This is a genomic window from Enterobacter cloacae complex sp. SYL001, assembly GCF_049237025.1.
Taxonomy (GTDB): Bacteria; Pseudomonadota; Gammaproteobacteria; order Enterobacterales; family Enterobacteriaceae; genus Enterobacter; species Enterobacter intestinihominis.
On the sequence record NZ_JBMKJI010000001.1, the window covers coordinates 323,409 to 340,196 of the forward strand.

Sequence of the window (16,788 nt, forward strand, 5' to 3'; positions counted from 1 at the left end):
AAGTCGTTGTGAGAAAAACAAAACGCGTCACCATTAAAGATATCGCGGAGCTGGCGGGGGTATCAAAAGCCACCGCCAGTCTGGTTCTGAACGGCCGCAGCAAAGAGCTTCGGGTGGCGGAGGAGACACGCGAGCGTGTGCTGGCGATTGCCAAAGAACATCATTATCAGCCCAGTATTCACGCCCGTTCGCTGCGGGACAACCGCAGCCACACCATTGGTCTGGTGGTGCCGGAAATCACCAACTACGGGTTTGCCGTTTTTTCTCATGAGCTGGAGACCCTCTGCCGCGAGGCGGGTGTTCAGCTGCTGATCTCCTGTAGCGATGAAAATCCGGGCCAGGAGACGGTGGTGGTCAATAACATGGTGGCCCGCCAGGTGGACGGGCTGATTGTCGCCTCCAGCATGCTCAACGACGCGGATTATCAAAAGCTGAGCGAGCAGTTGCCCGTTGTGCTCTTTGACCGTCATATGAACGACAGTTCTCTGCCGCTGGTCCTCACCGATTCAATTACCCCGACCGCCACGCTGGTGGCCGACATTGCGCGCCAGCATCCGGATGAGTTCTACTTCCTCGGCGGCCAGCCGCGGCTTTCCCCGACGCGTGACCGTCTGGAAGGGTTTAAGCAGGGGCTGCGTGACGCTGGCGTCGAGTTACGTCCGGAGTGGATTATTCATGGTAATTACCATCCGAGCTCCGGCTACGAAATGTTTGCCGAACTTTGCGCGCGCCTGGGCCGCCCGCCAAAAGCCCTTTTTACCGCCGCCTGCGGTCTGCTGGAAGGGGTGTTGCGCTATATGGGGCAACATAATCTGCTGCAAAGCGATATGCGTCTGGCCAGCTTTGATGATCACTATCTCTATGATTCTCTGACCATTCCTGTCGATACCGTTCGTCAGGATAACCGCCAGCTCGCCTGGCACTGCTTTGATCTGATTGGCAAACTGATTGAAGGGGAAACGCCGGAGCCAATCCAGCGTAAACTGGATGCCACACTGCAACGGCGATACAAGGCCCGGGAGTGACAGGGTAACGTCTGACGGATATATCAATAACTTTAATTAATTAAAGATCGGATTCAGCCGATAACCAAAGGGAAATTAAATCCCTGAGGTGTGTTATGTCGTTGAAAAAATCATCCCTGATTATCCTGTTTTCTCTGCTTTTCTTCTTTGTGGCCAGCACCATCACCAGCGTTGGGCTCATCATTAAAAGTAATACTTCGCTGGATAATGTGAACAAAGAAATTCAGGTGGTCCTGTCCATTATTGATCCTATTAACCATAGCCGAACCCTGCGCGTCAGGGTTATGGAGTATGTAAAAATGGTGGAAGCGGGGGACGCCACCGACTCGTCTGCGAAACTGGCCTCGGTTAAAGAGGCGCTGACCAAAGCCGATAGTGCATTTTCGGCGTTTATGGCCTCGCCGCGTTTGCAGGACGAAGCCCCGCTGGTCACTGCCTACCAGCAGGCGTGGCAAAACTACCGTAACCAGGGACTGGCACCGCTGATTGCCGCTGCCGCCGCTCACGATGTGTCGCGGTTCAACGCTCTTATTCCCGTGGTGTCTCAACTCGATCGCCAATATGAAATTGTGCTCGATCAGGTTCTCTCCGTTCACCAGAAGTACGCCAAAACGCTGAACGAGGATGCGAGCCATAATTTTGTGTCGGGTCTGGTTATTATCGCCTGCATTGCGGTGCTGTTCGTGGTGGTGATCCTCGTCGTCAGCCTGCTGATGAAACGCGTGGTCTTTGCGCCAGTGAACCTGGCGCGCGAGCACTGTCGACAGATTGCGGCCGGGAAGCTGGACGTACCGGTACCGATCAAGCGTGATTCCGGGAATGAAATCGATCACCTGATGTCCTCGATGGAGCAGATGCGCCAGGCGCTGCTCTCCACCATTTCTCAGGTGCGCGATGCCAGCCACACCGTAACGCATGCGGCGCAGGAAATTGCTTCCGGCAATATCGACCTGGCCTCCCGTACGGAGCAACAGGCTTCTGCCCTGACCCAGACGGCCGCCAGCATGGAAGAGCTGAGCGCGACGGTGGCGAATAACACCGATAACGTGTTCCAGGCCGGTAAGCTGGTGCAGGATGCCGTGAAAAATGCCCATACCGGTGAAGCGGTAACCCGTGAAGTCATCGAAACGATGAATACTATCGCGTCCAACTCGAAGCGTATTGAGGACATCACCAGTGTCATCAACAGTATTGCTTTCCAGACTAATATTCTGGCGCTGAACGCGGCCGTTGAAGCGGCGCGTGCCGGTACGCAGGGGCGAGGATTTGCCGTGGTGGCAAGTGAAGTGCGCACCCTGGCCCAGAAAAGCGCGGTGGCGGCGAAGGATATCGAAAGCCTCATCGCCCAGTCTGTTTCCAGCGTGAAAAACGGTGCGGAACTGGTGAATCGTTCGGGAGAGGTGATTGATTCTATTATCAGCTCTGTGAATAAAGTGCATACGCTGATGGAACAGATTTCGGTTGCCTCAGAAGAGCAGAGCCGTGGAATTGGTCAGGTTGGGCAGGCCGTAACGGAGATGGACGGTGTGACCCAGCAGAACGCGGCGCTGGTGCAGCAATCCGCCGCAGCCGCGGCCTCGCTGGAGGAGCAGGCGCAGCAGCTGTCGCAGAGTATTTCGAGTTTTCGTCTGCCGGCAATTGCGTGATTAAATGAGGAAGGCTCCTGTTGGAGCCTTTTTTTAATGTCTGCATGCAGCCGCTGCACAATCTCCTTCAGCCATTACTGTTATCCGTACAAAGCCGCTATCACATAAATTTTATCTTTCCCCGGCAATATTTCTGTTCCTCATCCGTCTACCTCATCAGAGACCATAATCATTCAACATAAACGAGGTACATATGAGAAATTTCGATATGCACGGAAAAGGTCACGGGCGTGGTTTGGGCCGCCATCGTATGTACAAGGGCATCGTGATAGGCGCAGTCCTGTTCGTGGTGCTTGGCCTGCTGGTCATGTCCCTGTGGAACGCGTTGCTCCCGGCCATCCTGGGGGTTAAAGCCATTGGCTTCTGGCAGGCGCTGGGGATCCTGCTGCTGAGCCGCATTCTTTTTGGTGGGCTGGGTTTTCGTCCAGGCATGTTCGGTGCACACCGCCGTATGCACGCACAATGGATGAATATGACCCCCGAACAACGGGAGGCCTTCATTCAGCAGCGTCGGGCGGGATTTGGGCGTCATGGTCATTGCCGGTGGCACGATGACCGGGATGAGAAGCGAGATGATAACGCTGCGAAAGCGCCGGAAGCCGAGTGAGCGATATGAAAGCCGGTGACGCGGGGGAATCATTACTGATCTCGGCACTCAATGCCGGCCGCGCACGGCTAAAAGCCTTCATTCGCGGACGGACTGCGGTTCGTGATGATGTCGATGATATTCTTCAGGAAGTGACCTGGCAGTTGATGAAAGTGGAACAACCGGTGGAGAACGTCGCCGCCTGGCTGTTTCGCGCCGCGCGAAATGAGATGATCGACCGGGCGCGAAAAAAGCATGAGGTTTCACTGCCGGGGTACCTGACGGCAGATGACGAGGACTTTCCGGAGCAGGAGATTGCAGAAACGTTATTCGGCGTACCGCAAACCCCGGAGGAGGAGTATCTCAACATGCTGCTGTGGGAAGAGTTGGGGCAAGCCCTGTCGGAACTGCCGCCACCACAGCGCGAGGTGTTTGAAAAAACGGAATTTGAAGGATACACCATGAAGGCGCTGGCGGAGGAAACGGGCGACAGCGTGCAGGCGTTATTATCCCGCAAACACAAAGCTGTGCGATTTTTGCGTAGTCGCCTCAAGGATATTTATGAAGCGTTGACAGGGCAATAAAGTTCGACCACTCTGAAAAACAATATCTTAGAGGGGTCGTTATGCTTCAACTGTTAGCAAAGAAAAAGGTGCTGTTACTCTCTGCTCTGCTGTTTTCAGGGCTGGTCAGGGCAGAGGAGTCGCTTCCGGATGTGGTAAAGCACTTCAGTGAGCAGCAGGATATCAAAATCATTAAGAAAATTGATGCCCCCGGCGGCGCGCCAACGTGGCTGGGGCAGTATCAGGACATGGGCGTGACGCTCTTTCTGACCCCTGACGGAAAGCACGTGGTGTCTGGCTATCTGTATGATGAGAAGGGAACCAACCTCAGCGAGGCCTTTTTCCAGAAAGAGATCTACGCCCCGATGGGCCGCGAGATGTGGAAAAAGCTCAATGCGGCGCATCCGCTGAAAGAGGGCGCGGAGAGCGCCCCGCGCAAAGTCTTTGTTTTTGCCGACCCGTTCTGCCCGTACTGCAAGCAGTTCTGGGCTGAAGCGCAGCCGTGGGTGAAGGCCGGCAAGGTCCAGCTCAACACGCTGCTGGTTGCGTTTCTTAACCCGAACAGCGGGCGTAACGCCTCCGCGATCCTGAATGCCAAAGATCCGGTGTCGGCCTGGAAAGAGTACGAGCTGTCCGGCGGTAAAAAGCTGCCTAAACCTGAAGGGGCGGCTTCACGGGAAACCGTTGAGATCCTGCAAAATCACCAGACGCTTATGGACAGTCTCGGCGCAAATGCCACACCGGCTATTTATTACCTGAATGAGCAAAACGAACTGCAGCAGGTCGTGGGCATGCCAGACGCAAAACAGCTTGAGGCGATGTTCGGGCCGAAGCCGTAAAAAAAAAGGCAGAAACAGGACGTTTCTGCCTTTTGTCAGTCAACTACCCCAGCGCCCCCGGAGGTAATTTACGGCCTCCTGCGTCTGCGGCTGGTTAAGATAGTCTTCACGGAACAGGATAGTGCCTTTTACGTCTGGCAGTGAATCGTTGAGGTCGAGCTGTTTTTTCAGCTCCGGTACGCCGCCGTTCACCGTCCAGTCCGGTTCGTTTCTGGAAGGCGCGCCCACTTTGTAGAACGCGATCCCGATATACAGGCGGGTATGGGTCGGTTTCACCACGTCAGCCCACCATTTTGTCAGCACATCGTATCGTGCCGCGTCGCGGGCGAAGGGCCAGTAGATCTGCGGCGCAATGTAATCCAGTAAACCCTGCTGTACCCATTTTCGCGTGTCAGCGTAGGATTCATCGTAGGCTGCGGCACCGCGCGTGTCCGATCCTGCCGGGTCGAAGGAGCGGTTGCGCCAGACTCCCGCCGGGCTGACGCCAAATTCAACCTCAGGCTTTGCCTGCTTGATCGCCCTTGATACCTGCACAATCAGCTGCTGCGTATTGTGCCGACGCCAGTCAGCTTTCGACGCAAATCCCTCGCCGTAGCGCCTGAAGGTCCAGGCATCGTTCAGGGTTGAGCCCGGCGTCTCGGTGTAAAAATAGTCATCGAACTGAACGCCGTCGACAGGGTAGCGATTCACCACTTCCATCACCACCTGGGTTATCCAGTCCCGCACCTCGGGAATGCCCGGGTCGAGAACAAAACGATCCCCCGATGTGCGGATCCACTCCGGATGCTGGACGTAGACGCTGGAGGGATGAAGCGACGAGGTACGGTTAAGCGCCGCGATGGTCGACGGCTTCGTGTTGGTGGAGACGCGGTAAGGGTTGAACCAGGCGTGAACCTTCATCCCGCGCTTGTGCGCTTCATCCAGCATAAACTGGAGCGGATCGTAACCGGGGTCTTCCCCGATAGTCCCGGTCAGGGTATCTGACCACGGCAGTATTTCAGAGGCCCACAGCGCCGTACTGTCCGGTTTTACCTGAAAGAAGACGGTGTTGATCCCAAGCTTTTTCAGCTTATCGAGCTTGTCCGTCAGCGCCTTCTGTTGCTGGGCGATACGCTGGTCCGCGCTGCGGCCATTCACCGATGACACGGGGGGCCAGTCGAGACGGGAGACGGTCGCCAGCCAGATCCCGCGCATGGGTTCGTTAGTCTGCTGTACAGGTTTCGCCTGCGGCAGCGGGGTAACGAGTGATTTGGGTGGTTTAGAAGTGCAACTTACCAGTAAAAGCGCGCAGCCAAGCAGCGCGCCAGTCCGTTTTACGTGTCGCATCATTTGCGTGTTAGCTCCTGGGTGTCCGGCCATCCGTCCAGGGATTAAACGCCGGTTCGTCCTGTTCCTCGTTACCGTCATCGTGAAGGGAGTCGAGGTAGAGGGCTTCAACTTCCGCCCGCGCCCATGGGGTGCGGCGCAGGAACTTCAGACTCGATTTAACACTCGGGTCCTTGCGAAAACAGTTGATTTTGATTCGGTTGCCCAGTTCATTCCAGCCATATCGCGCAACCAGCGCGTTAACCTGCATTTCAAGCGTTACGCCATGCAAAGGATCGTTGGAAATAGGTGCTGTCATAGGCGTCCGGTAGTCTCATTTTTTATGGGGATGTGATAAACGCTCAAAGGTTACAAGAAAGCAGGGGACGCGGCAATTTCAGCGTGAGGTTCTTCACCCGTGAAGGGTGAAGAAGACTTTCCGGTTAACGCTATTTTTTAAACAGTTCAGGTGCCCACGGCGTCGGGTCTACCTCCATAAAGGGTGCACGCTCAAAGCGGGACTTCAGCGCCCAGGGCACCGTACAGTCGAAAATCGTTTTGCAGGTGATCCCGTTGCCACGAATGGAGGGACTGTAATCCGGTGCCTGAGACGGATCGAGCTGGTGACCGCGGATCCCCGGCAGATGGGTGATACTGACATCGCCCTGCATACGGGTCGTCATCGCCCACAAAATGTCGTCGCTGTCGAAAATATCCACGTCTTCGTCGACGAGAATAATATTTTTAAGCTCGGAATAGGTGGCTAACGCGATGAGGGCCGCCTGACCCTGACGCCCTTCGTCAGAAGGCTGGCGTTTTTTAACCTGCAATACCCCAAGGAATTTGCCCCCGCCAGCGGTATGCGCATAGACGTTTTGCAGGAAACCGGGGATGGCTTCTTCCACCGCATTCCGGATGCTGGCCTCCGTTGGCAAACCGGCCAGCGTGGTGTGCTCTTCGCCCGGTCCTACCAGGGTTTGCAGGATCGCCTGATGACGCATCGTGACGGCCTTCACTTTAATTACCGGCAAGGAGGGGTTAGCCTCCCCGCAGTAGCCGGGAAATTCCGGCATCGCGTGCCCGGTGTGGGTATGCTGATCTTCTTCTACGCGCACGCCCGGCAGCAGTTCGCCTTCGATGATGATTTCCGCACGCGCAATCGCTTTTTCATTTACGGCCACACCCTGCACCAGCTCGACGGGAGCCTGACGTAACGCACCGGCGACACCCAGCTCGTTGTAGCCGAAGGGCGTAGTAGGGGCTTCGAAACAGGCGCCAATATAGATAGCGGGATCGAGACCCATATTGATCGTGACCGGCAAGGGTTTGCCCGCCTCTTCGGCTTTCTTACGGAACACTTCAATATGGCGGCCCGCGGCAAGGAACATGGAGAGCTCATCGCGCTCCTGAACGCAAAGACGGTGAATAGTGACATCGGTCAGCGAGGCGTCTTCCGGATCGCTTGCCAGCACCAGCCCCAGACAGAAGAACGGACCGGCATCTATCGGCGTGTTGGTCGGTGCCGGAAGCAATTTACGCAGATCGAAGTCCGGATCGTCGGCATAAAACACCTGCTCCTGACACGGCGCCTGGGCCGCCGGGACGACAACGGGAGCAATCGGGTTTTTCACCGCCTGGCCGACATGTTTTGCCAGTTCAGAGGGCTCGCAGCCCAACAGGAGCGCCGCCCGCTCGCGGCTGGCGTGCATACCGACCAGAATACGGGAGTCGGGATACCCCTTAATAGCGTTAAACATCATGGCCGGGCCGATGCGCGTCGGACGTTTTACCGTGCCGCCAGCACCAATATGCCGGTACACACCCGCCAGCTCCGCGTCAGGATCGACCGGATAGTTGGTTTCAAGGTATTGACCTTCATGGCGTTTGAGCAGTTCGATAGCACTTCTGAGATCGTTGATGTGGTTTTCCATATTTTCCCCCTCGGATGATTGCATCCATTCTTAACCGGACGAAGAAGGCTATCAATTGCATCATTCATGCTATTTTAATATGAATTTTATTATCAATAATGAAGGCACAGTATGCAGTTTCGACTGATGCGCAATTTTATCGTGGTGGCGGAAGAGCTTCACATGCATCGTGCGGCGGAGCGCCTTAACATGGCGCAACCGGCACTAAGCCAGCAAATCAAAACGCTTGAAGATCGTCTGGGGGTAGTGCTCTTTAGCCGGGCGAATCGTCGCCTGACGCTGACGCCAGCCGGTGAGGCGTTTCTCAGTAAAGCCAGAGTGGCGATTTTTATGACCGATCAGGCGATTCTGGATGCCAGACAGACGGCCAGAGGGGAACAGGGCGTGCTGAATCTCGGATGCGTTTCAAGCGCGATATTCGACAGTAAGCTGCCCGACGCGCTGCGGCTTTTACATGAGAAATGGCCAGCCATCAGCCTTTCCATGATGACGGGAAACGTGCAAACCCTTTATACCGGCGTGCAAAGCAACCAGCTGGATGTGGCCATTATTCGTGCCCCGTTACCGCTGCTGCCTGACGATCTGCAAAGTCGTCCTTTTACAACGGAAAAAGCCGTGCTGGCCTTACCTCGTCAACACAGTCTGGCGGGCTCCGCCGCGCTGACGCTTGCGTCGGTGAAAGAGGAGAAGTGGATCGCCCTGCGCGACCCGGAGGGGATGGGGCTGGAGCAATATTTCTATGATGCCTGTCACAGCGCTGGCATACAGCCTGACGTTGTGCAAAATGCCACCGATGTCCCCACGGTGATAAGCCTCGTCTCGGCAGGGTTTGGCATCGCCATGCTGCCAGCTTCAGCGAAGGCGATATGCGTACAAAACGTCGTCTTTGTGGATATTCTTGACCGACTCCGGGAGAGCGAGCTGACGCTGGTTTGCCACCGGATTATTCGCTCTGAGGTCCTGAAAAAATTGCTGAGTATCCTCGATCATACCTGACGTCCGGCGGCCTGAAGAAGCTGTTCACGTAGCCAGCGGTTAGCCGGATCCTGACTGTTTTTCGGGTGCCAGTACATACCGATGACGATCGGCGGGAGATCCAGCGGCGGCGAAAAAATATCAAGCGTTTGCGTAAAGCGTAGCAACATGCGGCTGGGTAGGGTGCAGAGTAAATCGGTACCGGCAACAATCGCAGGCGCCATCGCATAGCTTTGCGTCGACATCACCACGTTACGCTGGTGGCCAAGCCCCGCCAGATGCTGATCGACAAAGCCCGCGAACGGGTCGCCCTCGGATGAAACCACCAGGTGTGAAAGACTACAATAGCTTTCCAGATCCACCGGCCCCGTACCGCGCGGATGGCCTTTCCGCTGGGCTGTGGCATATTCATCGTCAAACAGTTTGCGTCTGACCCATGCATCGTGCGCCCCCGCATTAACGCCGATATAAATATCCACATCGCCATTTTCCATCTGCGCTGACAGCAGCTGGGTTTCCGGGAGCGCAAAACGCAGGCGGATACCTGGTGCCGCACTGCTAATCTGATTCTGCAACTCTGCCCCCAGCATTAGCGCCGGGTTTTCGTGCAGGGCAATAACAAAGGTGCGGTTGCTGTTCTGCGCGTTGAACGTGGTGGGTTCAAGCATCGCCGCTATGCCCTGCAAAACCGTCGCGACCTGCGGCCTTAACGCTTCGGCGCGCGGCGTCGGTAACACCCCACGTCCGTGTGGGGAAGGGACAAACAGCGGCTCACCAAACAACACGCGCAGGCGTGCCAGGCGGGCAGACATTGCTGGCTGGCTGATGCCCAGCCGCGCGGCCGCATGGGTGATATTCTGGTCCCTGAGTAACGCATCCAGCGTCAGGATCAGGTCCATATCCATATCGGAGGGGGACATCTTATTTTGCGTCACGGTTGGTATAGGTCACCGGGACCCACGCGTAGCCTTCCCGCTCACCTTTCGTCACATAGCCGATCCCGGGGAAAGGCAGATGTGGCGCCGCAATCAGATCTTTGTTTTTCACAAACTCAGCGAAAGCAGCGTTGCGCACCCGGGCGGCGCCGTCCTGATCCTCATCGTAAGCAATCGTCACGTTGGGCTGCGGGAACTGAACCGCGGCGACGTGGATGATGTCGCCGACAAAGGTAATTTTTTCACCTTTGCTCTCCAGCGTGTAAAACGCGGAACCTGGGGTATGGCCCGGGTGAACCGTACCGCTGATGCCCGGCAGAAGCTGTTCGGTGCCTGAGAAAGTCTTCACTTTTCCGGCATCCAGATAAGGCTTTAATGTCTTGTGCGCGACATCGAAGTAGTTCTGGTCATAGCCAGACTTTTTCTGGTTCTCGACGTTAAAGAAGAAATCGATATCCGGTTTGCCGACATAGACCTGCGCGTGGGTAAACACGCGCTGACCGTCTTTGACCAGACCACCGGCGTGATCGGAGTGCGCATGGGTGATTAGAACATCGGTAATATCTTCGGGTTTGATGCCCTGGGTCGCCAGGCTTTCAATTAGCCGCCCGCCTTTGCCGGGGCCAAAGAGCTGACCGGAACCGGTATCCACCAGGATTTTGTGACCGGGCAAGGCGATATAAAACGCGTTAATCGATGCTTCCACCGGATTGGCCTGGAAGTTTTTGGCCAGTAACGCATCGGTATTTTCCGCCGTCGTCCGGCGCAGTAAGGCGTGCAGATCCTGCGGCACGCTGCCGTCCGTAAAGGCGGTGATAATCGTGTCGCCAACCTGAACGCTGTAGCCGCCAGCCTGCTGTTTCACCACATGCTGCGGAACGCTGGCCACCGCGTGGATCGCTGGAAAGAATAAAACTGAACCGGTCAACAGGGTTGATATCGCAAGTTTTTTCACAGTAAACATGATGGGCTCCTTAATAGTAAGTTCATCATAGTTCAACTGCGATTTTTGAGAACAGCAGGGGAGTGAATGTGACCTATCCATGAAATGGATAGGTCTGAGAGGATGCTTTACAGCACGCCGGTACCGCCGTCAGAGCACCACACTTGCCCGGAAGCGTATGAGCAGGAATCGGAGGCAAACAGCACATACAGCGGTGCGATTTCAACCGGCTGGCCCGGTCGGCCCAGGGGCGTATCTTCCCCGAACTTCTGAACTTTGGACTGCGGCTGACCGCCGCTGGACTGAAGAGGCGTCCAGTATGGACCTGGCGCGACGGCATTTACCCGAATACCACGCGGTCCCAGCTGCTGGGCCAGAGACTTGGTAAAGGCCACGTTACAGGCTTTGGTCTGCGCATAGTCCACCAGGATCGCGCTCGGTTTAAACGCCTGAACGGAAGTGGTGTTGATGATCACGGCACCTTCCTGCAAATGGCGCAGCGCAGCTTTGGTGATCCAGAAGGGGGCATAGACGTTGGTCTTAAACGTTGCGTCAAAATCTGCCGTGGTGAGATCGTCGATAGATTCACAGTACTGCTGGCGTCCGGCGTTATTCACCAGGATATCCAGGCCGCCCAGTTCGGCAACGGCTTTTTCCACCAGCGTGTCGCAGAAGGACTCCACGCGAATGTCGCCGGGAATGGCGACCGCCTTACGGCCTTCAGCCTGAATCAGCGCAATGACCGATGCCGCATCGGACTCCTCTTCCGGCAGATAGCCAATAGCGACATCCGCACCTTCACGGGCATAGGCGATGGCTACCGCGCGACCAATGCCGGAATCACCGCCGGTAATCAGCGCTTTTTTTCCTGCCAGTTTTCCTGACCCGATATAACTTGTTTCACCATGATCCGGTATTGGCTTCATTTCCGATGCCAGCCCGGGAGCCCTTTGCGGTTGTTCTGCAAACGGTGGACGAGGGTAATGCAGCGTGTGATTATTTCCTGTAGACATACCGGCCTCCTTAATAGTGAATTCCAAGATTAGTCGTTAATTAAACGTAAGCGGGCAAAATTGACAAATTCAGACAAATCTATATTCCAGTGGCGGATATAAAATATTTTCTCAAGCCAGCATGTAATACCAGAAAAGGGCGACCTCATCTTTTTCCGGCAGGGCGTTGTAAAGGTAACGATCGTAACCGCCCAGAATAAACCCATAGTGACGATAGAAAAGGCAGGCAGAAACATTAACGTTCTGCGTCTCCAGCCGTAAGCCGGGCGCATTGAGGCTTCGCGCCCAGACGTGGGTGGCAGACATCAGCTTGTGCGCCGCGCCCGTTCGGCGTTTTGAACGCTCCACGGCAATGTAATCCACCGAAATAAATTTATTCCAGTTGCAGGACGCGGTAATAAAACCGGCGATTTCACCGTCATCCGTTTCGGCGATAAGAAATATTGAATCGGGATTAACGCAATGATTTTCCAGCGTCTGGAGATCCAGTTCATAGGTTTTATGATAAGGATCGGTTAGCGCCTCGATATGCAAATCACCATTGAGAAAAGGTTCTCTGGCAATCTCATCGACCGTAAAAGAAAAATCACAACATTCAAGACGGGCGAGGTCGGTGCTTAATCCTTTTCGAATATGCATAGTATTCCTTAAGTGGGAGTTATAAATAGATAATAGACGAAGCGGCATACCCTGCTGGCATAACACTCTGTTCATCCTGGTCTAAGCTTGTATTTCGTTCCGCGTAAAATGTGGTCATTCGAGGACAATGAATGGAATTCAGAACATGTCGCAGGCACTGGGGTGCTGAGTTTATTTCCGATGACGTTGTACGTTTTCGCGTCTGGGCAGAAGGGCAGAAAGATCTCACGTTGCGTTTAACCGACACCGACATTCCGATGGCGGCGGTGGGCGACGGCTGGTTTCAGGTTGACGTGCCCGGCGTCAGACACGGTACGCCGTATCAGTTTGTTTTACAGGATGGAATGGCGGTGCCGGATCCGGCCTCCCGCGCGCAACAGGCTGACGTCAACGGCCCGTCGGTGGTAATCGACCCGCGTCACAACCTGCCCGCACAGCGGGAATGGCAAGGGCGGCCATGGGAAGAGACGGTGATCTACGAGATGCATATCGGCACCTTCACCGGGGAAGGAACCTTCAGGGCGGCCATCGATAAATTGCCTTATCTGGCCGAACTGGGTATTACGCAACTGGAAGTGATGCCCGTGTCCCAGTTCGGGGGCGCGCGCGGATGGGGGTATGATGGCGTACAGCTGTATGCCCCGCACTCAGCTTATGGCACACCGGATGATTTTCATGCCTTCATCGATGCCGCCCACGCGCTCGGGCTTTCCGTGGTGCTGGATATTGTACTCAACCACTTTGGCCCGGAAGGGAACTACCTGCCGTTGCTCTCGCCGGCGTTTTTCCATCAGGATCGTATGACCCCGTGGGGCAACGGTATAGCCTATGAGGTTGAAGCCGTCCGGCAATACATCGCTGAGGCGCCGTTATTCTGGCTCTCGGAGTATCATCTTGACGGTCTGCGCTTCGACGCCATCGACCAGATCCATGACAACGCTGAGACCCATATTCTTCCCGAGATAGCGCAACGGATCCGCGACGCCTTTCCGGATCGGCATATCCATCTGACCACCGAAGACAGTCGCAACGTGATTTTCCTGCATCCGCGCGATGAGCATGGTCAGACGCCGCTTTTCACCGCCGAATGGAATGATGATTTTCACAACGCCGCGCATGTCTTCGCGACCGGGGAATCACACGCCTATTATCAGGATTTTGCCTTTGAGCCGGAGAAAAAGCTGGCGCGGGCGCTGGCAGAGGGCTTTGTCTACCAGGGGGAAATCTCGCTTCAGACCGGGAAATCGCGCGGGGTAGAGTGTCGCGAGCAACCACCGCAGTTTTTTGTCGATTTTATTCAGAATCACGACCAGGTCGGCAACCGTGCCCAGGGGGAGAGGCTTATCTCTCTGGCTGGGGCGGAGAAAACGCGCGTGCTATTCGCGGCGCTGCTCCTGTCGCCACATATCCCGCTGCTGTTTATGGGTGAGGAGTATGGCGAAACGCATCCGTTCCTCTTTTTCACCGACTTCCACGGCGACCTGGCGAAAGCCGTGCGGGAGGGGCGCGCGAAAGAGTTTACCGGCCATGCCGGGCACGATGAAACCGTACCGGATCCCAATGACGTAAATACCTTTATGCGGTCGAAGCTTGACTGGAACAAGGCAGACACAGAGGAAGGCAGGGCGTGGCTGCACGTTACGCGCGAACTGATTGCGCTGCGTCAACGCTTTATCGTCCCGTTACTGAAACAGCGGGGCGCCGTGGAGGGTAACGTCCTGCAAACGGCGCTCGGCATGGTTGCCGTGAGCTGGCGTTTTCCGTCCGGTACGCTGTCGCTGGCGCTGAATATCGGCAAAAAGCCCCTCGCCTTAGCGGACCTGCCCGGAAAAACGATCTTTAGCTGGCCGGAGGCAGTCGAAAACCTGCCGCCGAACAGCATTGTTGTTCGCTTTGCTGATGGAGAAGCAGCGCTATGATCCCTTCCTCTACTTACCGAATTCAGTTTCGCAACGGCATGACCTTCGATCGCGTTGTGGACCTGATTCCGTATATGAAAGACCTCGGAATTAGCCATCTTTACGCGTCACCTGTATTCACCGCAACCACGGATTCCACCCACGGCTATGACGTGACCGACCCCAACGAAATCGACCCGGCGATTGGCGGGCGGGAAGGGTTTGACCGCATGGCGGCAGCGCTGAAACAGGCGGGGATGGGGCTGATTCTGGATATCGTTCCTAACCATATGTCGACCTCGCTGGAAAACCGCTGGTGGCGCGATGTTATCGAGCATGGTCGGCAGAGCCGCTATGCGGCATATTTTGATATCGACTGGTCCCGACCGCTGACGTTGCCGTTTCTTGGCGACACCTTTGAAGCCGAGCTGGAGCGGGGGGCTATCACCCTGAAACGTGACAGTGTCACCGACAGCGCGGCGTTGGTTTACTATGATACCGCCTATCCGCTTAATCCCGGCACGTATGCCGAAGGCAAGAGCATCGCTGAGATCCACAAGACGCAAAGCTGGCGGCTGATGTCCTGGCGGGAAGCGCCGAAACAGCTTTCATGGCGGCGCTTTTTTGAAATCACCGGGCTGGTCGGCGTGCGGGTAGAGGATGAGGCGGTATTCGCAGACACGCACCGCCTGATCCTTGAGCTTGTCCACGCCGGGGTTGTCGACGGCCTGCGCATTGACCATGTGGACGGGCTTGCCGATCCGCTGGGCTATTTGCAGCGACTGCGTGCGGCGACCGGACCGGATTGCTACATCACGGTGGAAAAAATCCTCGCCAAAGGGGAACAGCTTCCTACGGAGTGGCCCATCTCAGGTACTACGGGCTATGAGTTTATCGCCTCCCTGGCGGAAGTGCTGGTGGATGATACCAACCTCTCGCGGCTGGAGACGCTCTACGACGAGACACTGGGTACGACCGTTGACAGGCAGGCGGAACTTCGCAACGCCAAAGGCCTGATGACCGATCGTAATTTTGAAGGTGAATTTACCACGCTGCTCAATATAGCCAGCGAGCTGGCCGGGCATAACGGTGCCGAAGTGGAGCATGAGGATATCCGCCATGCCCTGCGTGAGCTGCTTATCGCGTTTCCGGTGTATCGCACCTACGGCACCGCACAGGGGCTGACGCCACCGGATGTGGCGCTGCTCAGTCGCGTGGTCGCCAGTGTCAACACCTCTGAACCCGCTCTGAGTCTGATTGTGCGTATTCTTTCCGGCGATCTGCCGGAGCATGACCACGCGCTGGCCTCGCTTTTCCGCACCCGTTTTCAGCAGCTGACCGGGCCGCTGATGGCGAAATCGGTAGAGGATACGCTGTTCTTCCGCCATAACCTGGAGCTGGCCCTGAACGAAGTCGGCGCCGACCCGACGCCGCGCGCGTTTTCACTTTCCCGTTTTCATCAGGAGATGCGCATTCGACTTGCCCGCCAGCCCGATGCGCTGCTGGGAACTTCCACCCACGACACCAAACGCGGCGAGGATGCACGAGCTCGTCTGTATACGCTTACGGAAGCGCCAGATCTGTGGGGAGAAAATCTGGCGCGCTGGCGGCAAATGAACCAGACGCAGGTCCGATTCCTCAACGATGGCACCGCGCCGAACGCCGCCGACACCTGGATGATCTTCCAGGCGCTGGCGGGCGTCTGGCCAGCAACCCTGTCGCCTGAGGATCGTGATGGCCTTAAGTCACTGGAAGAGCGTTTCCTCGGCTTTATCGAGAAAGCCCTGCGCGAGGCCAAGCAGCGTACCGACTGGATCGACAGCAACGAAGGTTACGAGAGCGTGGTCCTGGACTACGTGCGCCATCTGCTTTCCCCGGATAACACCCTGTTCCTGCGTGATTTCAGTGCCGCACTCCAGCCGTTTATTCGGGCTGGGTTAATTAACAGCTTGAGCCAGACGGTGATCAAACTGACTGCGCCTGGCGTACCGGACATCTACCAGGGCAGCGAGGGGCTTAACTTCAGCCTCGTCGACCCGGATAACCGCCGCGAACCGGATTTCGCCGCACTGGCGGAAAACCTCAGCGTAGCGGATGGCACCGTTTTTAACGATGCGCAACGCTGGCGAGACGGCAGCGTGAAGCAGTACGTCACCGCCACGCTGTTACGGCTTCGGCCACATTACCCCGCGCTTATCCGCTACGGCGACTGGCTGCCGCTGAAGGTAACCGGCGAGCGGGAGGAGAATCTGATCGTTTATGCCCGCATCAAAGATGACGAGGCGCTGATCGTCGCCGTGCCGCGCCTGGCGTTTGACGTCACCGATAATGCGATGCTGTGGGCCAATACTACCGTGGCCATACCCCAGGCGCTGGCCGGGAAGCACTACCGGGATCTGTTTACCGGTGAGCGTCGCCTTCTGCCAGAGACGCTGGATTTAACGTCTGAAAAGGGATGTTTGTTGGTTCTGCTTACCTGCGAATAATTGA

General features: G+C 56.2%; 15 protein-coding genes. 8 read left to right on the top strand and 7 right to left on the bottom strand.

The window, feature by feature from the left end; all coding sequences use genetic code 11:
- Nucleotides 1-8: 8 nt before the first annotated feature.
- From ACOTZP_RS01480 to dsbG, 5 genes are all read left to right on the top strand, one after another.
- Complete coding sequence (locus ACOTZP_RS01480; protein ID WP_023306234.1) at nucleotides 9-1,025, top strand: LacI family DNA-binding transcriptional regulator; 1,017 nt, start codon at nucleotides 9-11, stop codon at nucleotides 1,023-1,025.
- A gap of 95 nt (nucleotides 1,026-1,120) precedes the next feature.
- On the top strand, nucleotides 1,121-2,671 hold the full coding sequence (locus tag ACOTZP_RS01485) for a methyl-accepting chemotaxis protein (RefSeq protein WP_045308137.1): 1,551 nt from the start codon (nucleotides 1,121-1,123) through the stop codon (nucleotides 2,669-2,671).
- 193 nt (nucleotides 2,672-2,864) lie between these two features.
- Nucleotides 2,865-3,278: a hypothetical protein gene (locus tag ACOTZP_RS01490; protein ID WP_045622692.1), complete on the top strand. Its 414-nt coding sequence runs from the start codon at nucleotides 2,865-2,867 to the stop codon at nucleotides 3,276-3,278.
- Nucleotides 3,279-3,283: 5 nt separating this feature from the next.
- Nucleotides 3,284-3,841: an RNA polymerase sigma factor gene (locus ACOTZP_RS01495; protein WP_332975829.1), complete on the top strand. Its 558-nt coding sequence runs from the start codon at nucleotides 3,284-3,286 to the stop codon at nucleotides 3,839-3,841.
- A gap of 41 nt (nucleotides 3,842-3,882) precedes the next feature.
- A complete protein-coding gene (dsbG, locus tag ACOTZP_RS01500; protein ID WP_271074727.1) occupies nucleotides 3,883-4,659 on the top strand; it encodes a thiol:disulfide interchange protein DsbG in 777 nt (258 codons plus the stop codon).
- 39 nt (nucleotides 4,660-4,698) lie between these two features.
- Here the strand turns inward: dsbG and ACOTZP_RS01505 are convergent, their stop codons facing one another.
- The 3 genes from ACOTZP_RS01505 to ACOTZP_RS01515 all read right to left on the bottom strand — a co-directional run bounded on the left by ACOTZP_RS01505 (nucleotide 4,699) and on the right by ACOTZP_RS01515 (nucleotide 7,895).
- The gene (locus tag ACOTZP_RS01505) at nucleotides 4,699-5,988 is read right to left on the bottom strand and encodes a glycoside hydrolase family 10 protein (RefSeq protein WP_022648168.1); all 1,290 of its coding nucleotides are present in this window, start codon (nucleotides 5,986-5,988) and stop codon (nucleotides 4,699-4,701) included.
- 7 nt (nucleotides 5,989-5,995) lie between these two features.
- Nucleotides 5,996-6,283: a VF530 family DNA-binding protein gene (locus tag ACOTZP_RS01510; protein WP_022648167.1), complete on the bottom strand. Its 288-nt coding sequence runs from the start codon at nucleotides 6,281-6,283 to the stop codon at nucleotides 5,996-5,998.
- A 130-nt stretch (nucleotides 6,284-6,413) separates the two neighbouring features.
- Complete coding sequence (locus tag ACOTZP_RS01515; protein ID WP_271074728.1) at nucleotides 6,414-7,895, bottom strand: UbiD family decarboxylase; 1,482 nt, start codon at nucleotides 7,893-7,895, stop codon at nucleotides 6,414-6,416.
- Nucleotides 7,896-8,006: 111 nt separating this feature from the next.
- On the opposite strand from ACOTZP_RS01515, the gene ACOTZP_RS01520 reads away from it, so the two are divergent.
- Nucleotides 8,007-8,891, top strand: a complete 885-nt coding sequence (locus ACOTZP_RS01520; protein ID WP_045308132.1) for a LysR substrate-binding domain-containing protein — start codon at nucleotides 8,007-8,009, stop codon at nucleotides 8,889-8,891.
- Here the strand turns inward: ACOTZP_RS01520 and ACOTZP_RS01525 are convergent.
- From ACOTZP_RS01525 to ACOTZP_RS01540, 4 genes are all read right to left on the bottom strand, one after another.
- Complete coding sequence (locus ACOTZP_RS01525; RefSeq protein ID WP_271074729.1) at nucleotides 8,882-9,790, bottom strand: LysR family transcriptional regulator; 909 nt, start codon at nucleotides 9,788-9,790, stop codon at nucleotides 8,882-8,884. The two genes, ACOTZP_RS01520 and ACOTZP_RS01525, sit on opposite strands and share 10 nt — an antisense overlap.
- 1 nt (nucleotide 9,791) lies before the next feature.
- Nucleotides 9,792-10,769 (bottom strand): MBL fold metallo-hydrolase, encoded by a 978-nt coding sequence (locus ACOTZP_RS01530; RefSeq protein ID WP_063137764.1) that lies wholly within the window; start codon nucleotides 10,767-10,769, stop codon nucleotides 9,792-9,794.
- Between the two features lie 107 nt (nucleotides 10,770-10,876).
- Nucleotides 10,877-11,761 carry an SDR family oxidoreductase gene (locus ACOTZP_RS01535; RefSeq protein ID WP_022648162.1) on the bottom strand — a complete coding sequence of 295 codons (885 nt, stop codon included), beginning with the start codon at nucleotides 11,759-11,761 and terminating at the stop codon, nucleotides 10,877-10,879.
- A gap of 111 nt (nucleotides 11,762-11,872) precedes the next feature.
- Nucleotides 11,873-12,400 (bottom strand): GNAT family N-acetyltransferase, encoded by a 528-nt coding sequence (locus ACOTZP_RS01540; protein ID WP_022648161.1) that lies wholly within the window; start codon nucleotides 12,398-12,400, stop codon nucleotides 11,873-11,875.
- A gap of 131 nt (nucleotides 12,401-12,531) precedes the next feature.
- Here ACOTZP_RS01540 and treZ point away from each other — a divergent pair, with 131 nt between their 5' ends.
- The gene (gene treZ / locus ACOTZP_RS01545; RefSeq protein WP_271074730.1) at nucleotides 12,532-14,319 is read left to right on the top strand and encodes a malto-oligosyltrehalose trehalohydrolase; all 1,788 of its coding nucleotides are present in this window, start codon (nucleotides 12,532-12,534) and stop codon (nucleotides 14,317-14,319) included.
- A complete protein-coding gene (gene treY / locus ACOTZP_RS01550; RefSeq protein ID WP_271074731.1) occupies nucleotides 14,316-16,784 on the top strand; it encodes a malto-oligosyltrehalose synthase in 2,469 nt (822 codons plus the stop codon). The genes treZ and treY overlap by 4 nt, the downstream gene beginning before the upstream one ends.
- Nucleotides 16,785-16,788: the final 4 nt, after the last annotated feature.